29 protein-coding genes and 1 rRNA gene are annotated in these 18,552 nt (G+C 49.7%); 24 read left to right on the top strand and 6 right to left on the bottom strand.

Going from position 1 to position 18,552, the window contains the following annotated elements:
• Window positions 1–7 precede the first annotated feature (7 nt).
• The 17 genes from rpsN (at window position 8) to arfA (ending at window position 8,461) form a co-directional block, all read left to right on the top strand.
• A complete protein-coding gene (rpsN, locus tag FFT88_RS20710) occupies window positions 8–313 on the top strand; it encodes a 30S ribosomal protein S14 (RefSeq protein WP_001118930.1) in 306 nt (101 codons plus the stop codon).
• A gap of 33 nt (window positions 314–346) precedes the next feature.
• Complete coding sequence (gene rpsH / locus FFT88_RS20705) at window positions 347–739, top strand: 30S ribosomal protein S8 (RefSeq protein WP_000062611.1); 393 nt, start codon at window positions 347–349, stop codon at window positions 737–739.
• Between the two features lie 12 nt (window positions 740–751).
• Window positions 752–1,285, top strand: a complete 534-nt coding sequence (gene rplF, locus FFT88_RS20700; RefSeq protein ID WP_064524927.1) for a 50S ribosomal protein L6 — start codon at window positions 752–754, stop codon at window positions 1,283–1,285.
• 9 nt (window positions 1,286–1,294) lie between these two features.
• Window positions 1,295–1,648, top strand: coding sequence for a 50S ribosomal protein L18 (rplR, locus tag FFT88_RS20695; protein ID WP_000358960.1), 354 nt, complete (start codon window positions 1,295–1,297; stop codon window positions 1,646–1,648).
• A gap of 14 nt (window positions 1,649–1,662) precedes the next feature.
• Window positions 1,663–2,166 carry a 30S ribosomal protein S5 gene (rpsE, locus tag FFT88_RS20690; protein ID WP_000940121.1) on the top strand — a complete coding sequence of 168 codons (504 nt, stop codon included), beginning with the start codon at window positions 1,663–1,665 and terminating at the stop codon, window positions 2,164–2,166.
• A gap of 3 nt (window positions 2,167–2,169) precedes the next feature.
• A complete protein-coding gene (rpmD, locus tag FFT88_RS20685) occupies window positions 2,170–2,349 on the top strand; it encodes a 50S ribosomal protein L30 (protein ID WP_001140433.1) in 180 nt (59 codons plus the stop codon).
• Window positions 2,350–2,352: 3 nt separating this feature from the next.
• Complete coding sequence (gene rplO / locus FFT88_RS20680; protein ID WP_001238917.1) at window positions 2,353–2,787, top strand: 50S ribosomal protein L15; 435 nt, start codon at window positions 2,353–2,355, stop codon at window positions 2,785–2,787.
• 7 nt (window positions 2,788–2,794) lie between these two features.
• Entirely contained in the window at window positions 2,795–4,126 is a 1,332-nt protein-coding gene (secY, locus tag FFT88_RS20675; protein ID WP_001118861.1) for a preprotein translocase subunit SecY, read from the top strand.
• A gap of 31 nt (window positions 4,127–4,157) precedes the next feature.
• Window positions 4,158–4,274, top strand: coding sequence for a 50S ribosomal protein L36 (rpmJ, locus tag FFT88_RS20670; RefSeq protein WP_000868187.1), 117 nt, complete (start codon window positions 4,158–4,160; stop codon window positions 4,272–4,274).
• A gap of 146 nt (window positions 4,275–4,420) precedes the next feature.
• Entirely contained in the window at window positions 4,421–4,777 is a 357-nt protein-coding gene (gene rpsM / locus FFT88_RS20665) for a 30S ribosomal protein S13 (RefSeq protein WP_000090775.1), read from the top strand.
• Window positions 4,778–4,793: 16 nt separating this feature from the next.
• Entirely contained in the window at window positions 4,794–5,183 is a 390-nt protein-coding gene (rpsK, locus tag FFT88_RS20660; RefSeq protein WP_001029684.1) for a 30S ribosomal protein S11, read from the top strand.
• Between the two features lie 33 nt (window positions 5,184–5,216).
• The gene (gene rpsD / locus FFT88_RS20655) at window positions 5,217–5,837 is read left to right on the top strand and encodes a 30S ribosomal protein S4 (protein ID WP_000135224.1); all 621 of its coding nucleotides are present in this window, start codon (window positions 5,217–5,219) and stop codon (window positions 5,835–5,837) included.
• A 25-nt stretch (window positions 5,838–5,862) separates the two neighbouring features.
• Window positions 5,863–6,852 carry a DNA-directed RNA polymerase subunit alpha gene (gene rpoA / locus FFT88_RS20650; RefSeq protein ID WP_001162094.1) on the top strand — a complete coding sequence of 330 codons (990 nt, stop codon included), beginning with the start codon at window positions 5,863–5,865 and terminating at the stop codon, window positions 6,850–6,852.
• 40 nt (window positions 6,853–6,892) lie between these two features.
• Window positions 6,893–7,276, top strand: coding sequence for a 50S ribosomal protein L17 (gene rplQ / locus FFT88_RS20645; RefSeq protein WP_001216368.1), 384 nt, complete (start codon window positions 6,893–6,895; stop codon window positions 7,274–7,276).
• A 106-nt stretch (window positions 7,277–7,382) separates the two neighbouring features.
• Entirely contained in the window at window positions 7,383–7,751 is a 369-nt protein-coding gene (locus FFT88_RS20640; protein ID WP_130217608.1) for a DUF1992 domain-containing protein, read from the top strand.
• A gap of 10 nt (window positions 7,752–7,761) precedes the next feature.
• Window positions 7,762–8,187, top strand: a complete 426-nt coding sequence (gene zntR, locus FFT88_RS20635) for a Zn(2+)-responsive transcriptional regulator (RefSeq protein WP_130217606.1) — start codon at window positions 7,762–7,764, stop codon at window positions 8,185–8,187.
• Between the two features lie 55 nt (window positions 8,188–8,242).
• The gene (arfA, locus tag FFT88_RS20630; protein ID WP_000092696.1) at window positions 8,243–8,461 is read left to right on the top strand and encodes an alternative ribosome-rescue factor ArfA; all 219 of its coding nucleotides are present in this window, start codon (window positions 8,243–8,245) and stop codon (window positions 8,459–8,461) included.
• On the opposite strand, the gene mscL is transcribed toward arfA, so the two are convergent.
• The 5 genes from mscL to def all read right to left on the bottom strand — a co-directional run bounded on the left by mscL (window position 8,458) and on the right by def (window position 13,202).
• Window positions 8,458–8,868, bottom strand: coding sequence for a large-conductance mechanosensitive channel protein MscL (gene mscL, locus FFT88_RS20625; RefSeq protein ID WP_000022442.1), 411 nt, complete (start codon window positions 8,866–8,868; stop codon window positions 8,458–8,460). The two genes, arfA and mscL, sit on opposite strands and share 4 nt — an antisense overlap.
• A 129-nt stretch (window positions 8,869–8,997) precedes the next feature.
• Window positions 8,998–10,374 (bottom strand): Trk system potassium transporter TrkA, encoded by a 1,377-nt coding sequence (gene trkA / locus FFT88_RS20620; protein WP_000691382.1) that lies wholly within the window; start codon window positions 10,372–10,374, stop codon window positions 8,998–9,000.
• Window positions 10,375–10,395: 21 nt separating this feature from the next.
• Entirely contained in the window at window positions 10,396–11,685 is a 1,290-nt protein-coding gene (gene rsmB / locus FFT88_RS20615) for a 16S rRNA (cytosine(967)-C(5))-methyltransferase RsmB (protein ID WP_130222940.1), read from the bottom strand.
• A 45-nt stretch (window positions 11,686–11,730) separates the two neighbouring features.
• A complete protein-coding gene (gene fmt / locus FFT88_RS20610) occupies window positions 11,731–12,678 on the bottom strand; it encodes a methionyl-tRNA formyltransferase (RefSeq protein ID WP_135403480.1) in 948 nt (315 codons plus the stop codon).
• A 14-nt stretch (window positions 12,679–12,692) separates the two neighbouring features.
• Window positions 12,693–13,202: a peptide deformylase gene (def, locus tag FFT88_RS20605; protein WP_000114984.1), complete on the bottom strand. Its 510-nt coding sequence runs from the start codon at window positions 13,200–13,202 to the stop codon at window positions 12,693–12,695.
• Window positions 13,203–13,331: 129 nt separating this feature from the next.
• Here def and dprA point away from each other — a divergent pair, with 129 nt between their 5' ends.
• Genes dprA through FFT88_RS20575 form a run of 6 tightly spaced genes read left to right on the top strand, consistent with a single transcriptional unit; the run spans window position 13,332 to window position 17,126 of the window.
• Window positions 13,332–14,456, top strand: coding sequence for a DNA-protecting protein DprA (dprA, locus tag FFT88_RS20600; protein WP_135403481.1), 1,125 nt, complete (start codon window positions 13,332–13,334; stop codon window positions 14,454–14,456).
• Window positions 14,428–14,901 (top strand): DUF494 family protein Smg, encoded by a 474-nt coding sequence (gene smg / locus FFT88_RS20595; RefSeq protein ID WP_000460680.1) that lies wholly within the window; start codon window positions 14,428–14,430, stop codon window positions 14,899–14,901. Before dprA ends, smg begins: the two co-directional genes overlap by 29 nt.
• A gap of 28 nt (window positions 14,902–14,929) precedes the next feature.
• Window positions 14,930–15,472 (top strand): type I DNA topoisomerase, encoded by a 543-nt coding sequence (locus FFT88_RS20590; RefSeq protein WP_001129723.1) that lies wholly within the window; start codon window positions 14,930–14,932, stop codon window positions 15,470–15,472.
• Window positions 15,473–15,476: 4 nt separating this feature from the next.
• A complete protein-coding gene (gene tsaC, locus FFT88_RS20585) occupies window positions 15,477–16,049 on the top strand; it encodes an L-threonylcarbamoyladenylate synthase type 1 TsaC (RefSeq protein WP_130259167.1) in 573 nt (190 codons plus the stop codon).
• A 4-nt stretch (window positions 16,050–16,053) separates the two neighbouring features.
• Window positions 16,054–16,872: a shikimate dehydrogenase gene (gene aroE, locus FFT88_RS20580; RefSeq protein WP_135403482.1), complete on the top strand. Its 819-nt coding sequence runs from the start codon at window positions 16,054–16,056 to the stop codon at window positions 16,870–16,872.
• Window positions 16,869–17,126: a DUF1488 domain-containing protein gene (locus FFT88_RS20575; protein ID WP_135403483.1), complete on the top strand. Its 258-nt coding sequence runs from the start codon at window positions 16,869–16,871 to the stop codon at window positions 17,124–17,126. The genes aroE and FFT88_RS20575 overlap by 4 nt, the downstream gene beginning before the upstream one ends.
• Here FFT88_RS20575 and FFT88_RS20570 read toward each other — a convergent pair.
• Window positions 17,102–17,656: a gamma carbonic anhydrase family protein gene (locus FFT88_RS20570; protein WP_130206867.1), complete on the bottom strand. Its 555-nt coding sequence runs from the start codon at window positions 17,654–17,656 to the stop codon at window positions 17,102–17,104. The genes FFT88_RS20575 and FFT88_RS20570 overlap by 25 nt on opposite strands.
• Window positions 17,657–18,127: 471 nt before the next feature.
• Between FFT88_RS20570 and FFT88_RS20565 the strand changes: the two genes are divergently transcribed.
• Window positions 18,128–18,552, top strand: a 16S ribosomal RNA gene (locus FFT88_RS20565); the annotation flags it as partial.

Here is an 18,552-nt window from a genome sequence, read left to right as displayed (position 1 = left end):
TTACTAAATGGCTAAGCAATCAATGAAAGCACGCGAAGTAAAACGCGTAGCTTTAGCTGATAAATACTTCGCGAAACGCGCTGAACTGAAAGCGATCATCTCTGATGTGAACGCTTCCGACGAAGATCGTTGGAATGCTGTTCTCAAGCTGCAGACTCTGCCGCGTGATTCCAGCCCGTCTCGTCAGCGTAACCGCTGCCGTCAAACAGGTCGTCCGCATGGTTTCCTGCGGAAGTTCGGGTTGAGCCGTATTAAGGTCCGTGAAGCCGCTATGCGCGGTGAAATCCCGGGTCTGAAAAAGGCTAGCTGGTAATTGTCACCAATTGAATCACGGGAGTAAAGACAGATGAGCATGCAAGATCCGATCGCGGATATGCTGACCCGTATCCGTAACGGTCAGGCCGCGAACAAAGCTGCGGTCACCATGCCTTCCTCCAAGCTGAAAGTGGCAATCGCCAACGTGCTGAAGGAAGAAGGTTTTATTGAAGATTTTAAAGTTGAAGGCGACACCAAGCCTGAACTGGAACTTACTCTGAAGTATTTCCAGGGCAAAGCTGTTGTAGAAAGCATTCAGCGTGTCAGCCGCCCAGGTCTGCGCATCTATAAACGTAAAGATGAGCTGCCGAAAGTTATGGCGGGTCTGGGTATCGCAGTTGTTTCTACCTCTAAAGGTGTTATGACTGATCGTGCAGCGCGCCAGGCTGGTCTTGGTGGCGAAATTATCTGCTACGTAGCCTAATCGGAGGAAAAAATGTCTCGTGTTGCTAAAGCACCGGTCGTTGTTCCTGCCGGCGTTGATGTAAAAATCAACGGTCAGGTTATTACGATCAAAGGTAAAAACGGCGAGCTGACTCGTACTCTCAACGATGCTGTTGAAGTTAAACATGCAGATAATACCCTGACCTTCGGTCCGCGTGATGGTTACGCAGACGGTTGGGCTCAGGCTGGTACCGCGCGTGCCCTGCTGAACTCAATGGTTATCGGTGTTACCGAAGGCTTCACTAAGAAGCTGCAGCTGGTTGGTGTAGGTTACCGTGCAGCGGTTAAAGGCAATGTGATTAACCTGTCTCTGGGTTTCTCTCATCCTGTTGACCATCAGCTGCCTGCGGGTATCACTGCTGAATGTCCGACTCAGACTGAAATCGTGCTGAAAGGCGCTGATAAGCAGATGATCGGCCAGGTTGCAGCGGATCTGCGCGCCTACCGTCGTCCTGAGCCTTACAAAGGCAAGGGTGTTCGTTACGCCGACGAAGTCGTGCGTACCAAAGAGGCTAAGAAGAAGTAAGGTAACACTATGGATAAGAAATCTGCTCGTATCCGTCGTGCGACCCGCGCACGCCGCAAGCTCCAGGAGCTGGGCGCAACTCGCCTGGTGGTACATCGTACCCCGCGTCACATTTACGCACAGGTAATTGCACCGAACGGTTCTGAAGTTCTGGTAGCTGCTTCTACTGTAGAAAAAGCTATCGCTGAACAACTGAAGTACACCGGTAACAAAGACGCGGCTGCAGCTGTGGGTAAAGCTGTCGCTGAACGCGCTCTGGAAAAAGGCATCAAAGATGTATCCTTTGACCGTTCCGGGTTCCAATATCATGGTCGTGTCCAGGCACTGGCAGATGCTGCCCGTGAAGCTGGCCTTCAGTTCTAAGGTAGAGGTGTAAGATGGCTCACATCGAAAAACAAGCTGGCGAACTGCAGGAAAAGCTGATCGCGGTAAACCGCGTATCTAAAACCGTTAAAGGTGGTCGTATTTTCTCCTTCACAGCTCTGACTGTAGTTGGCGATGGTAACGGTCGCGTTGGTTTTGGTTACGGTAAAGCGCGTGAAGTTCCAGCAGCGATCCAGAAAGCGATGGAAAAAGCCCGTCGCAATATGATTAACGTCGCGCTGAATAACGGCACTCTGCAACACCCTGTTAAAGGTGTTCATACGGGTTCTCGCGTATTCATGCAGCCGGCTTCCGAAGGTACCGGTATCATCGCCGGTGGTGCAATGCGCGCCGTTCTGGAAGTCGCTGGGGTTCATAACGTTCTGGCTAAAGCGTATGGTTCCACCAACCCGATTAACGTGGTTCGTGCAACTATCGATGGCCTGGAAAATATGAATTCTCCAGAAATGGTCGCTGCCAAGCGTGGTAAATCCGTTGAAGAAATTCTGGGGAAATAAACCATGGCAAAGACTATTAAAATTACTCAAACCCGCAGTGCAATCGGTCGTCTGCCGAAACACAAGGCAACGCTGCTTGGCCTGGGTCTGCGTCGTATTGGTCACACCGTAGAGCGCGAGGATACTCCTGCTATTCGCGGTATGATCAACGCGGTTTCCTTCATGGTTAAAGTTGAGGAGTAAGAGATGCGTTTAAATACTCTGTCTCCGGCCGAAGGCTCCAAAAAGGCGGGTAAACGCCTGGGTCGTGGTATCGGTTCTGGCCTCGGTAAAACCGGTGGTCGTGGTCACAAAGGTCAGAAATCTCGTTCTGGCGGTGGCGTACGTCGCGGTTTCGAGGGTGGTCAGATGCCTCTGTACCGTCGTCTGCCGAAATTCGGCTTCACTTCTCGTAAAGCAGCGATTACAGCCGAAGTTCGTCTGTCTGACCTGGCTAAAGTAGAAGGCGGTGTTGTAGACCTGAACACGCTGAAAGCGGCTAACATTATCGGTATCCAGATCGAGTTCGCGAAAGTGATCCTGGCTGGCGAAGTAACGACTCCGGTAACTGTTCGTGGCCTGCGTGTTACGAAAGGCGCTCGTGCTGCTATCGAAGCTGCTGGCGGTAAAATCGAGGAATAAGTAGCAGATGGCTAAACAACCGGGATTAGATTTTCAAAGTGCCAAAGGTGGCTTAGGCGAGCTGAAACGCAGACTGCTGTTTGTTATCGGTGCGCTGATTGTGTTCCGTATTGGCTCTTTTATTCCGATCCCTGGTATTGATGCCGCTGTACTTGCCAAACTGCTTGAGCAACAGCGAGGCACCATCATTGAGATGTTTAACATGTTCTCTGGTGGTGCTCTCAGCCGTGCTTCTATCTTTGCTCTGGGGATCATGCCGTATATTTCGGCGTCGATCATTATCCAGCTGCTGACGGTGGTTCACCCAACGTTGGCAGAAATTAAGAAAGAAGGGGAGTCTGGTCGTCGTAAGATCAGCCAGTACACCCGTTACGGTACTCTGGTGCTGGCAATATTCCAGTCGATCGGTATTGCTACCGGTCTGCCGAATATGCCTGGTATGCAAGGCCTGGTTATTAACCCGGGCTTTGCATTCTACTTCACCGCTGTTGTAAGTCTGGTCACAGGAACGATGTTCCTGATGTGGTTGGGCGAACAGATCACTGAACGAGGTATCGGCAACGGTATTTCAATCATTATCTTCGCCGGTATTGTCGCGGGACTCCCGCCAGCCATTGCCCATACTATCGAGCAAGCGCGTCAAGGCGACCTGCACTTCCTCGTGTTGCTGTTGGTTGCAGTATTAGTATTTGCAGTGACGTTCTTTGTTGTATTTGTTGAGCGTGGTCAACGCCGCATTGTGGTAAACTACGCAAAACGTCAGCAAGGTCGTCGTGTCTATGCTGCACAGAGCACACATTTACCGCTGAAAGTGAATATGGCGGGGGTAATCCCGGCAATTTTCGCTTCCAGTATTATTCTGTTCCCGGCTACCATCGCGTCATGGTTCGGGGGCGGTACTGGTTGGAACTGGCTGACAACAATTTCGCTGTATTTGCAGCCTGGGCAACCGCTTTATGTGTTACTCTATGCGTCTGCAATCATCTTCTTCTGTTTCTTCTACACGGCGTTGGTTTTCAACCCGCGTGAAACAGCAGATAACCTGAAGAAGTCCGGTGCATTTGTACCAGGAATTCGTCCGGGAGAGCAAACGGCGAAGTATATCGATAAAGTTATGACCCGCCTGACCTTGGTTGGTGCGCTGTACATTACCTTTATCTGCCTGATCCCGGAGTTCATGCGTGATGCAATGAAAGTACCGTTCTACTTCGGTGGGACCTCACTGCTTATCGTTGTTGTCGTGATTATGGACTTTATGGCTCAAGTGCAAACTCTGATGATGTCCAGTCAGTATGAGTCTGCATTGAAGAAGGCGAACCTGAAAGGCTATGGCCGATAATTGGTCGCCCGAGAAGTTACGGAGAGTAAAAATGAAAGTTCGTGCTTCCGTCAAGAAATTATGCCGTAACTGCAAAATCGTTAAGCGTGATGGTGTCATCCGTGTGATTTGCAGTGCCGAGCCGAAGCATAAACAGCGCCAAGGCTGATTTATTCGCATATTTTTCTTGCAAAGTTGGGTTGAGCTGGCTAGATTAGCCAGCCAATCTTTTGTATGTCTGTGCGTTTCCATTTGAGTATCCTGAAAACGGGCTTTTCAGCATGGAACGTACATATTAAATAGTAGGAGTGCATAGTGGCCCGTATAGCAGGCATTAACATTCCTGATCATAAGCATGCCGTAATCGCATTAACTTCGATTTATGGCGTCGGCAAGACCCGTTCTAAAGCCATCCTGGCTGCAGCGGGTATCGCTGAAGATGTTAAGATCAGTGAGCTGTCTGAAGGACAAATCGACACGCTGCGTGACGAAGTTGCCAAATTTGTCGTTGAAGGTGATCTGCGCCGTGAAATCAGCATGAGCATCAAGCGCCTGATGGATCTTGGTTGCTATCGCGGTTTGCGTCATCGTCGTGGTCTACCGGTTCGCGGTCAGCGTACCAAGACCAACGCACGTACCCGTAAGGGTCCGCGCAAACCGATCAAGAAATAATCGGGGTGATTGAATAATGGCAAAGGCACCAATTCGTGCACGTAAACGTGTAAGAAAACAAGTCTCTGACGGCGTGGCTCATATCCATGCTTCTTTCAACAACACCATCGTGACTATCACTGATCGTCAGGGTAACGCGTTGGGTTGGGCAACAGCCGGTGGTTCCGGTTTCCGTGGTTCTCGCAAATCCACTCCGTTTGCAGCTCAGGTTGCAGCAGAGCGTTGCGCTGACGCCGTGAAAGAATACGGTATCAAGAATCTGGAAGTTATGGTTAAAGGTCCGGGTCCAGGCCGCGAATCTACTATTCGTGCTCTGAACGCCGCAGGTTTCCGCATCACTAACATTACTGATGTGACTCCGATCCCTCATAACGGTTGTCGTCCGCCGAAAAAACGTCGCGTATAACGCTTCGTTTTCCAGGTTTGTTGGAGAAAGAAAATGGCAAGATATTTGGGTCCTAAGCTCAAGCTGAGCCGTCGTGAGGGCACCGACTTATTCCTTAAGTCTGGCGTTCGCGCGATCGATACCAAGTGTAAAATTGAACAAGCTCCTGGCCAGCACGGTGCGCGTAAACCGCGTCTGTCTGACTATGGTGTGCAGTTGCGTGAAAAGCAAAAAGTTCGCCGTATCTATGGTGTGCTGGAGCGTCAGTTCCGTAACTACTACAAAGAAGCAGCACGTCTGAAAGGCAACACCGGTGAAAACCTGTTGGCTCTGCTGGAAGGTCGTCTGGACAACGTTGTATACCGTATGGGCTTCGGTGCCACTCGTGCAGAAGCACGTCAGCTGGTTAGCCATAAAGCAATTATGGTAAACGGTCGTGTTGTTAACATCGCTTCTTATCAGGTTAGTCCGAATGACGTTGTAAGCATTCGTGAGAAAGCGAAGAAGCAGTCTCGCGTGAAAGCCGCTCTGGAGCTGGCTGAGCAGCGTGAAAAGCCAACCTGGCTGGAAGTTGATGCTGGCAAGATGGAAGGTACGTTTAAGCGTAAGCCGGAGCGTTCTGATCTGTCTGCGGACATTAACGAACACCTGATCGTCGAGCTTTACTCCAAGTAAAGCTTAGTACCAAAGAGAGGACACAATGCAGGGTTCTGTGACAGAGTTTCTAAAACCGCGCCTGGTTGATATCGAGCAAGTGAGTTCGACGCACGCCAAGGTGACCCTTGAGCCTTTAGAGCGTGGCTTTGGCCATACTCTGGGTAACGCACTGCGCCGTATTCTGCTCTCATCGATGCCGGGTTGCGCGGTGACCGAGGTTGAGATTGATGGTGTACTACATGAGTACAGCACCAAAGAAGGCGTTCAGGAAGATATCCTGGAAATCCTGCTCAACCTGAAAGGGCTGGCGGTGAGAGTTCAGGGCAAAGATGAAGTTATTCTTACCTTGAATAAATCTGGCATTGGCCCTGTGACTGCAGCCGATATCACCCACGACGGTGATGTCGAAATCGTCAAGCCGCAGCACGTGATCTGCCACCTGACCGATGAGAACGCGTCTATTAGCATGCGTATCAAAGTTCAGCGCGGTCGTGGTTATGTGCCGGCTTCTACCCGAATTCATTCGGAAGAAGATGAGCGCCCAATCGGCCGTCTGCTGGTCGACGCATGCTACAGCCCTGTAGAGCGTATTGCCTACAATGTTGAAGCAGCGCGTGTAGAACAGCGTACCGACCTGGACAAGCTGGTCATCGAAATGGAAACCAACGGCACAATCGATCCTGAAGAGGCGATTCGTCGTGCGGCAACCATTCTGGCTGAACAACTGGAAGCTTTCGTTGACTTACGTGATGTACGTCAGCCGGAAGTGAAAGAAGAGAAACCAGAGTTCGATCCGATCCTGCTGCGCCCTGTTGACGATCTGGAATTGACTGTCCGCTCTGCTAACTGCCTTAAAGCAGAAGCTATCCACTATATCGGTGATCTGGTACAACGTACCGAGGTTGAGCTCCTTAAAACGCCTAACCTTGGTAAAAAATCTCTTACTGAGATTAAAGACGTGCTGGCTTCCCGTGGACTGTCTCTGGGTATGCGCCTGGAAAACTGGCCACCGGCAAGCATCGCTGACGAGTAACCGGATCACAGGTTAAGGTTTTACTGAGAAGGATAAGGTCATGCGCCATCGTAAGAGTGGTCGTCAACTGAACCGCAACAGCAGCCATCGCCAGGCTATGTTCCGCAATATGGCAGGTTCACTGGTTCGTCATGAAATCATCAAGACGACTCTGCCTAAAGCGAAAGAGCTGCGCCGCGTAGTTGAGCCGCTGATTACTCTTGCCAAGACTGATAGCGTTGCTAATCGTCGTCTGGCATTCGCCCGTACTCGTGATAACGAGATCGTGGCAAAACTGTTTAACGAACTGGGCCCGCGTTTCGCGAGCCGTGCCGGTGGTTACACTCGTATTCTGAAGTGTGGCTTCCGTGCAGGCGACAACGCGCCGATGGCTTACATCGAGCTGGTTGATCGTTCAGAGAAAGCAGAAGCTGCTGCAGAGTAATCTGAAGCAACGTAAAAAAACCCGCCCCGGCGGGTTTTTTTATATCTGTAGTATCCCCACTTATCTACAATAGCTGTACTCTTTTTGTTCATCCCCTGGAGTATTTATGTGGTTACTTGACCAGTGGGCAGAGCGCCATATTACTGAAGCACAGGCTAAAGGTGAGTTTGAAAATCTCCCAGGCAGTGGTGAACCATTAATCCTGGAAGATGACACACACGTGCCGCCGGAACTGCGTGCGGGCTATCGCTTGTTAAAGAATTCCGGCTGTTTACCGCCAGAACTTGAGCAGCGGAAGGAAGCAATTCAGCTTCTGGATATTCTCAGAGGCATTCGTCAGGATGATCCGAAATATCAAGAGGTTAGCCGCCAGTTATCTTTACTGGAGTTAAAACTGCGGCAAGCAGGTTTGAGCACTGAATTTTTACGTGGCGAATATGCAGATAAGCTTCTGAATAAAATTAATGACAACTGAGAGATAATTTATGTATCGCATTGGTGAGTTGGCAAAACTGGCAGAAGTTACGCCCGACACAATACGTTATTACGAAAAACAGCAGATGATGGATCATGAAGTTCGTACGGTAGGAGGCTTTCGTCTGTATACCGAAAGCGATCTCCAACGGTTGAAATTTATTCGGCATGCCAGACAACTTGGTTTCAGTCTCGAGTCGATCCGTGAGTTGCTGTCGATCCGTATCGATCCTGAACATCATACTTGTCAGGAATCAAAAGGTATTGTGCAGGAAAGATTACAGGAAGTGGAAGCGCGGATAGCCGAGTTGCAGAGCATGCAGCGTTCCTTGCAACGTCTTAACGATGCCTGTTGTGGTAGCGCCCATAGCAGCGTTTATTGCTCTATCCTTGAAGCTCTTGAACAAGGAGCCAGCGGTGTCAAAGCAGGTTGTTGATTTTTTGCACTGACGGGATTACACTCGCGCCGTTAAATAACCAAGTGGAGTTTTTATGAGCCGATATCAGCATACGAAAGGGCAGATAAAGGATAATGCGATTGAAGCATTACTACATGACCCTTTGTTCAGACAGCGTGTAGAAAAAAATAAAAAAGGGAAAGGCAGTTATATGCGAAAAGGAAAACATGGCAATCGGGGTAACTGGGAGGCCAGTGGCAAGAAAGTAAATCACTTTTTTACCACTGGCCTTCTGCTTTCAGGCGCTTGTTAAGATCGGTTATTTTGCTCTTTCAGCAAATCACGAATCTCTGTCAGTAATACTTCTTCTTTAGTTGGTGCAGGTGCTGCTGCAGGTTCTTCTTTCTTACGATTCAGTTTGTTGATTAGCTTAATCGCCATAAAGATGGCAAAGGCCACAATCAGAAAATCAAAGACGTTTTGAATGAAGACACCGTAATGCATCACAACAGCAGGGATATCCCCCTGCGCATCGCGTAGCGTGACAGCAAACTGTTTAAAATCGATCCCGCCAATTAATAAGCCCAAAGGTGGCATGATGATATCGGCAACCAGCGAAGAGACGATCTTCCCGAATGCCGCACCGATAATGACACCCACCGCCAAATCCACCACGTTCCCGCGCATCGCAAATTCGCGAAATTCTTTAATAATGCTCATGTTATTCTCCCTATGAAGCCGACAACCATAAGTCTAACAAATGTTAAGCTATTTTCCTGCCAGGAATGAATTTAATTAATCCTTGATATTCAAAGGGAATTAATAAGGCGTCATTAGACGCCTTATTAATTACAAAAAGAAAGGACTTGGCTGGAAGAGTCTTTCGACGTCGGTAATAAACTTTTTATCTGTGAGGAACATAATTACGTGATCGCCTTGCTCAATGCGCAGATTGTCATTGGCAATCATCACGTCGTTTCCACGTACCACCGCTCCAATAATCGTTCCCGGCGGTAGCTTGATTTCATCAATGACTCTGCCGACAACGCGCGAGGTGCTTTCATCACCGTGAGCAACGGCTTCAATAGCTTCTGCTACGCCGCGGCGCAATGAGGAAACACCAACAATATCTGCTTTTCGCACATGACTAAGCAACGCAGAAATAGTTGCTTGTTGTGGTGAAATCGCAATATCGATCACGCTCCCCTGAACCAGATCCACATAAGCGCGACGCTGGATCAATACCATCACCTTTTTCGCACCCATACGTTTGGCGAGCATGGCTGACATGATATTGGCCTCGTCATCGTTGGTGACGGCAATAAACAGATCAACTTGATCGATATGTTCTTCGGCCAGCAGTTCTTGATCCGACGCATCACCAAAAAAGACGATCGTATTCTGCAACTTTTCCGCCAGTTCGGCAGCGCGCTGCTGATTACGTTCGATGAGTTTGACGCTGTAATCTTTTTCCAGACGACGCGCCAGCCCTGCACCGATATTACCGCCACCAACCAGCATGATCCGCTTATACGGTTTTTCCAGTCGCTGTAATTCACTCATCACCGCGCGTATATGCTGCGAGGCGGCAATAAAGAACACTTCATCACCGGCTTCAACAATGGTCGAACCTTGCGGACGAATGGGGCGATCGTGGCGGAAAATTGCTGCCACACGAGTATCGATATGTGGCATATGTTCGCGCATGGTCGAAAGTGCATTACCAATCAGCGGGCCGCCATAATAGGCTTTAACCACAGCGAGGCTGACTTTACCCTCAGCGAAGTTCACCACCTGCAATGCGCCGGGATACTCAATCAGTCGGTAAATATTATCGATAACCAACTGCTCTGGTGCGATCAGATGATCAATCGGTACAGCATCTGAATGAAATAGCTTATCGGCATCGCGCACGTAGTCTGGTGAGCGGATACGAGCGATGCGATTAGGGGTGTTGAAAAGTGAGTAGGCTACCTGGCAGGCAACCATATTGGTTTCATCTGAACTGGTTACAGCAACCAGCATATCGGCGTCGTCGGCACCAGCCTCCCGCAATACGCGTGGATGAGAGCCATGCCCCTGCACGACTCGCAGGTCAAATTTATCCTGCAAGGTCCGCAGACGCTCACCGTTGGTATCGACAACAGTAATATCGTTGTTCTCGCCAACCAGGTTTTCCGCCAGTGTGCCGCCAACCTGACCGGCACCCAGAATGATAATTTTCATCAGTCGCGACCCGTTATGTCATCACTTTTTGATTAGCTTAGCGTAAAAGAAGCCGTCGCCCTCTTCGGCACCAGGCAGATTTTGCTTACCCGGTTGTTCTGGTGTTCCGGTGTCGCAAAGTTCGGCATCAGCGGTACGTTGCAAAAAGGCTTTAACCTGCAGGCTATTCTCTTCCGGTAACACCGAACAGGTGGCATAGACCAGGGTTCCACCGGATTTTAAATGCGGCCAAATGGCGTCGAGAATTTCAGACTGCAGTTGCGCGAGTTCCGGGATATCGCGATCACGACGTAACCACTTGATATCCGGATGACGACGAATCACACCCGTTGCTGAACAAGGCGCATCTAATAAAATGCGATCAAACTGTTGCTCGCCACACCATTGGGAAGGGTAGCGGCCATCACCTTGTTTCACGGTCGCCTTCATACCAAGGCGTTTTAAATTGTCATAAACGCGAGAGAGGCGCTGTTCGTCAATATCAACCGCAAGAACCTGCGCTTCTGGTGCCACCTCAAGGATATGCGTTGTTTTACCGCCTGGGGCGGCACAAAGATCCAGAATGTGTTCACCGTTTTGTGGCGCAAGCCAGGTCATGCAACCTTGTGCTGATGCATCCTGAACGGTAACCCATCCGTCTTCAAAACCGGGTAGCGCATGAACAGGTGCAGGTGTTTCCAGCCGTACAGCATCAGGGTAATCCGCATGCGGGAAACCTTTCATTCCTGCTTCATCCAGCAATGCAAGCCAGTTGTCGCGGGAATGATGCGTACGATTAATGCGCAGCCACATTGGCGGACGCTGGTTATTGGCTTCGACGATGGATTGCCACTGCTCTGGATACGCTTTTTGCAGACGCTTCAGCAACCAGGAAGGATGCAGATAACGTGCATCACTGGTATTAAACTCGGCTAATAACTCTTCTTGCTGACGCTGGAACTGGCGTAACACGCCGTTAATCAGCCCCTTAAGTTGCGGGCGCTTAATTGCGACAGCGCCTTCAACCGTTTCAGCCAGCGCAGCATGAGGTGGAATGCGGGTATAAAGCAGTTGATACAAACCAACCATAATCAGGTAATGCACAGTGCGCTGTTTGCCGGTCATCGGACGGGCCATTAACTTATTAATCAGCCAGTCTAACTGCGAAAGCGTACGCAGTACGCCAAAGCACAACTCTTGAAGAAGTGCTTTGTCTTTATCAGAAACTTTTTGCTGGAGCGGTGGCAGAATGTTGCTTAATGATTGCCCTTGCTCGACGACTTGTTCAACGGCCTGGGCCGCCATGCTACGTAAATTACGTTGTTTTTTCATAAGTATAAAAATGCCCGGCAAGACCGGGCTTAGAAGAGTGGACTATCAGGCCAGACGGTTGCCCGGAACAAACCATTCCCGACGAGAATTCAGGAGGTCTTGCGCGCTCATCGCTTTCTTACCCGCAGGTTGTAACGAGAGCAGGTTCAGGATGCCATCACCAGTCGCAACCTGAATGCCTTGTTTATTGGCTTCAAGGATCGTTCCTGGTGCAGCGTTGGTTGCCGTATCAATGACCGACGCTTTCCAGACTTTAACCGGCTGTCCTTCAATTTCCAGCCAGCTCATTGGCCATGGATTGAAAGCGCGAATGCAGCGTTCAAGCTGCGCTGCCGAAAGTGACCAGTCAATACGCGCTTCTTCTTTACTCAACTTTTCGGCGTAAGTAACAAGAGTTTCGTCCTGAACTTCTGGTTTCGCCGTGCCGTCTGCCAGTTGTTTCAATGTGGCGATAAGCCCTTGTGGGCCAAGCTCTGCCAGTTTGTCATATAACGTGCCGCTGGTATCTTTTGCGGTAATCGGGCAGGAGAGTTTATAGAGCATGTCGCCCGTGTCTAAACCGACATCCATTTGCATAATGGTCACGCCGGTTTCTGTATCGCCCGCCCACAGCGAACGTTGGATTGGCGCGGCGCCGCGCCAGCGTGGCAGCAGTGAACCATGAACGTTGATACAGCCAAGACGCGGCATCTCCAGCACTGCTTTAGGCAGAATTAAGCCATAGGCGACGACGACCATAACATCAGCGTGCAGATCGGCGACCAGTTGCTGGTTTTCTTGTGGACGCAGGGAAACAGGCTGAAAAACCGGTAACCCTTTCTCTTCTGCCAGCACTTTAACCGGGCTGGGCATCAGTTTTTTACCGCGACCTGCCGGTCGGTCCGGTTGGGTGAACACGCCGACAACGTTATGTCCAGAAGACAACAGCGCGTCAAGATGACGCGCTGCAAAGTCAGGTGTTCCCGCAAAAATAATACGTAGTGATTCTGACACGTTAGTTCTTATCCTTAAGCCCGGGCTTTCAGACGATCCAGTTTTTCAACTTTCTGACGAATACGTTGTTGTTTCAGCGGTGACAGGTAATCCATGAACAGTTTACCGACCAGGTGATCCATCTCATGCTGAATGCATATGGCTAACAGACCATCTGCTTCCAGTTCAAATGGTTTACCATCGCGGTCCAGGGCGCGAATTTTCACTTTCTCTGCGCGCGGCACTAAAGCACGCTGTTCAGGGATCGACAGGCAACCTTCTTCAATGCCTGTTTCGCCGCTTTTTTCTAAAAGCTCCGGATTGATTAACACCAGCCGTTCGTCACGGTTTTCCGAAACATCAATAACAATGATACGTTGATGGATATCAACCTGGGTTGCCGCCAGGCCAATACCTTCTTCTGCGTACATCGTCTCGAACATATCATCGACGATACGCTGAATTTCTGCATTCACTTCTTCTACCGGTTTAGCAACTTTGCGAAGCCGCTCGTCCGGAATATGTAACACTTGCAAAACTGACATAAATCTCCAGAGATGTGTTCAGGAGTTAGAAAGATTATTTCTTCTATTCTAGACAAATCCCCCTCTGATTGACAGCATCACTGACCAATCGCAAAGATTGCTAAGGCTGCTTATGGCAGGGAGATAAGGATGGTCGATACAGAAATTTGGCTGCGTTTAATGAGCATCGGCAGCTTGTACGGCGATGATATGGTCCGTATAGCTGACTGGCTGGCAAAACAGTCGCATATTGATGCGGTTGTATTGCAGCAAACAGGGCTTACATTGCGGCAGGCACAGCGCTTTCTTTCATTTCCGCGAAAGAGTATCGAAAGCTCACTTTGTTGGTTGGAGCAACCCAACCATCATTTAATCCCTGCGGACAGCGAATTTTATCCTCCTCAACTTATTGCAACGGCTGATTATCCAGGTGCACTATTTGTTGCTGGTGATCTACAGGCGCTGCAATCATTTCAGTTGGCCGTAGTGGGAAGCCGGGCGCATTCATGGTATGGCGAACGGTGGGGGCGGCTGTTATGTGAGGCGCTGGCGGCGCGAGGCGTGACAATTACCAGTGGGCTGGCGCGCGGAATCGATGGTGTAGCGCATAAAGCGGCCTTGCAGGTAAATGGCGTCAGTGTTGCTGTGCTGGGGAATGGGCTCAATACAATTCATCCGCGTCGCCATGCCCGACTGGCGACCAGTCTGCTTGAACATGGTGGGGCTCTTGTCTCGGAATTTCCCCTTGATACCCCTCCTCTTGCTTACAATTTCCCGCGAAGAAATCGCATTATCAGTGGTCTAAGTAAAGGTGTACTGGTGGTGGAAGCGGCTTTGCGCAGTGGTTCACTGGTGACAGCGCGTTGTGCGCTTGAGCAGGGACGTGAAGTCTTTGCTTTGCCCGGTCCATTAGGGAGTCCCGGAAGTGAAGGCCCCCACTGGCTTATAAAACAAGGTGCGATTCTTGTGACGGAACCGGAAGAAATTCTGGAAAATTTGCAATATGGATTGCACTGGTTGCCAGATGCCCCTGAAAAATCATTTTATTCATCAGATCAGGAAGACGTGGCATTGCCATTTCCTGAGCTCCTGGCTAACGTAGGAGATGAGGTAACACCTGTTGACGTCGTCGCTGAACGTGCCGGCCAACCTGTGCCAGAGGTAGTTACTCAACTACTTGAACTGGAGTTAGCAGGATGGATCGCAGCTGTACCCGGCGGCTATGTCCGATTGAGGAGGGCATGCCATGTTCGACGTACTAATGTATTTGTTTGAAACCTATATTCACACTGAAGCTGAGTTGCGTGTGGATCAAGACAAACTTGAACAGGATCTTACCGACGCAGGTTTTGAGCGAGAAGATATCTACAATGCCCTGCTATGGCTGGAAAAACTTGCTGATTATCAGGAAGGGCTGGCAGAACCGATGCAACTGGCCTCGGATCCTCTCTCCATGCGTATTTATACACCGGAAGAGTGTGAACGACTGGATGCCAGCTGCCGTGGGTTTCTGCTTTTCCTTGAGCAGATTCAGGTGCTCAACCTTGAAACTCGTGAAATGGTGATAGAGCGAGTGCTTGCGCTGGATAACGCAGAGTTCGAACTGGATGATCTGAAATGGGTGATCCTGATGGTGTTGTTCAACATCCCGGGCTGCGAAAATGCGTACCAGCAAATGGAAGAATTACTCTTTGAAGTGAATGAAGGTATGCTGCATTAATCATTTCTTTAATTCAGCATAAGTTGTTATGGCGAAATCAGCACTGTTCACGGTGCGTAATAATGAGTCCTGCCCAAAGTGCGGGGCTGAACTGGTTATTCGATCCGGGAAACACGGTCCGTTTCTTGGGTGCTCACAGTATCCGGCGTGTGACTACGTCCGTCCTCTGAAATCTTCAGCGGATGGGCATATCGTCAAAGTTCTGGAGGGGCAGGTTTGCCCTGCATGCGGAGCAAATCTGGTATTACGCCAGGGACGCTTTGGTATGTTTATTGGTTGCAGTAACTATCCTGAATGCGAACATACCGAACTTATCGATAAACCGGACGAAACAGCAATTACCTGTCCTCAATGTCGGACGGGCCATCTGGTCCAGCGCCGCTCCCGTTATGGCAAAACATTTCACTCCTGTGATCGCTACCCTGAGTGTCAATTTGCTATTAACTTCAAACCAATAGCCGGAGAGTGCCCTGAGTGTCATTATCCGCTACTCATCGAAAAGAAAACCGCGCAGGGTGTTAAACATTTCTGTGCCAGTAAACAATGTGGAAAGCCGGTTTCGGCGGAATAATAACGTGAATAATAACCTGCAAGGAGACGCTATCGCAGCTGCGATAGATGTCCTCAATGAAGAACGTGTCATCGCCTATCCAACGGAAGCCGTTTTTGGTGTCGGGTGCGATCCTGATAGCGAAACAGCAGTGATGCGGCTGTTGGATTTAAAACAGCGTCCGGTTGATAAGGGGCTGATTTTAATCGCGGCAAATTACGAGCAGCTTAAACCCTATATTGATGACAGCATGCTGACTGGCGCGCAGCGTGAAACCATTTTTTCTCGCTGGCCTGGTCCTGTCACCTTTGTCTTTCCCGCGCCTGCGACAACACCACGATGGTTGACGGGCCGCTTTGATTCGCTTGCTGTACGAGTCACCGACCATCCATTGGTGGTTGCTTTGTGCCAGGCTTATGGTAAACCGCTGGTTTCTACCAGTGCCAACTTGAGTGGATTGCCACCTTGTCGAACAATAGAGGAAGTTCACGCACAGTTTGGTGCTGATTTCCCGGTTGTGCGAGGTGAAACGGGCGGTCGTTTAAATCCTTCAGAAATTCGTGATGCCCTGACGGGTGAACTGTTTCGACAGGGGTAACATAATGGAAACCTATGCTGTTTTTGGTAATCCGATAGCCCACAGCAAATCGCCATTCATTCATCAGCAATTTGCTCAGCAACTGAATATTGAACATCCCTATGGCCGCGTGCTGGCACCCATCAATGATTTCATCAACACGCTAAACGCTTTCTTTCTTGCTGGTGGTAAAGGTGCGAATGTGACAGTGCCTTTTAAAGAAGAGGCTTTTGCCAGAGCAGATGAGCTTACTGAACGGGCAGCGTTGGCTGGTGCTGTTAATACCCTCAAGCGGTTAGAAGATGGACGCCTGCTGGGTGACAATACCGATGGTGTAGGCTTGTTAAGCGATCTGGAACGTCTGTCTTTTATTCGCTCCGGTTTACGTATTCTGCTTATCGGCGCTGGTGGGGCATCTCGTGGGGTATTACTGCCGCTTCTCTCTCTGGACTGTGCGGTGACAATCACTAACCGAACGGTTTCTCGCGCGGAAGAGTTGGCTAAATTGTTTGCGCACACTGGAAGTGTTCAGGCGTTGGGTATGGACGAACTGGAAGGCCACGAGTTCGATCTTATTATTAACGCGACATCCAGTGGCATTAGTGGAGATGTTCCGGCGATCCCGGCATCGCTCGTCCATTCAGGTATTTGTTGTTATGACATGTTCTACCAGAAGGGAAAAACGCCCTTTCTGGCATGGTGTGAACAGCAAGGCTCAAAACGTAATGCGGATGGATTGGGGATGTTAGTGGCGCAGGCGGCTCATGCCTTTCTTCTCTGGCACGGTGTTCTGCCTGACGTAGCACCAGTTATAAAGCAATTGCAGGAGGAGTTGTCCGCGTGAATCAGGCCATCCAGTTTCCAGACAGGGAAGAGTGGAACGAGAGTAAAAAATGCGTTTGTTTTCCAGCTCTTGTAAATGGTATGCAGCTCACTTGCGCTATTACTGGAGAGAGTCTGGCGAACCGCTTTGCAGGAGATACGCCAGGACAGTGGTTAGCGAGTTTTCGTCAGCATCGCTGGGACCTGGAGGAAGAAGCGGAAAACTTAATTCAGGAACAAAGTGAAGATGATCAAGGTTGGGTCTGGTTACCCTGATCCAGATATTCGTCCTTCCATTTCACGTAATTATTTGCGGAATAGCGTAACCCAGCCTTCTCTTCATCACTTAACGGGCGGATCTGTTTGACGGGGCTACCGAGATACAGATATCCGCTCTCCAGTCGTTTATTTTGTGGGACCAGGCTACCCGCACCAATCATCACATCATCTTCTACAATTGCGCCATCAAGTAAAATTGAGCCCATCCCAACCAAAACTCGATTGCCAATGGTGCAGCCGTGGAGCATCACTTTATGTCCAACCGTAACGTCTTCACCGACGATCAACGGATTGCCTTGTGGATTAGCCGTTGATTTATGGGTCACGTGTAAGACGCTACCATCCTGAATATTAGTGCGGGCACCGATTTGTACATAATTCACATCGCCACGAATCACAACGAGCGGCCAGATCCCCACATCATCAGCCAGGCGGGCGTCACCAATAACCACACTACTACTGTCGATCATTACGCGCTGACCGATTTGTGGAAAAAGATCGCGGTATGGGCGTAAAACATCAGACATACTTACCTCAACAATAAATGATTTACTAATGACTTTGGGTGCATTATTGGCCTTGTGCAAGTCTTTTAGTATGCAAAAAAGCACCGTTTTGTGTGTGAATGCAGCAAAAAGGGTGAAAAAACAACAAACAGAAAAAAAGATCAAAAAAGTACTTGTGCAAAAAATTGGGATCCCTATAATGCGCCTCCGTTGAGACGACAACGTGAAACACTTCACAAGATGGTCGTAACAATAAAGAGAAAAATCCTGAAATTCAGGGTTGACTCTGAAAGAGGAAAGCGTAATATACGCCACCTCGCGACAGTGAGCTGAAAGCCGCGTCGCAACTGCTCTTTAACAATTTATCAGACAATCTGTGTGGGCACTCGAAGATGCGGATTCTTAACGTCGCAAGACGAAAAATGAATACCAAGTCTCAAGAGTGAACACGTAATTCATTACGAAGTTTAATTCTTTGAGCATCAAACTTTTAAATTGAAGAGTTTGATCATGGCTCAGATTGAACGCTGGCGGCAGGCCTAACACATGCAAGTCGAACGGTAACAGGAATCAGCTTGCTGATTTGCTGACGAGTGGCGGACGGGTGAGTAATGTCTGGGAAACTGCCTGATGGAGGGGGATAACTACTGGAAACGGTAGCTAATACCGCATAACGTCGCAAGACCAAAGAGGGGGACCTTCGGGCCTCTTGCCATCGGATGTGCCCAGATGGGATTAGCTAGTAGGTGGGGTAACGGCTCACCTAGGCGACGATCCCTAGCTGGTCTGAGAGGATGACCAGCCACACTGGAACTGAGACACGGTCCAGACTCCTACGGGAGGCAGCAGTGGGGAATATTGCACAATGGGCGCAAGCCTGATGCAGCCATGCCGCGTGTATGAAGAAGGCCWTCGGG

The sequence above is a fragment of the Escherichia sp. E4930 genome, assembly GCF_005845405.1.
GTDB lineage: Bacteria > Pseudomonadota > Gammaproteobacteria > Enterobacterales > Enterobacteriaceae > Escherichia.
This window is presented reverse-complemented; position numbering and strand designations above follow the sequence as displayed.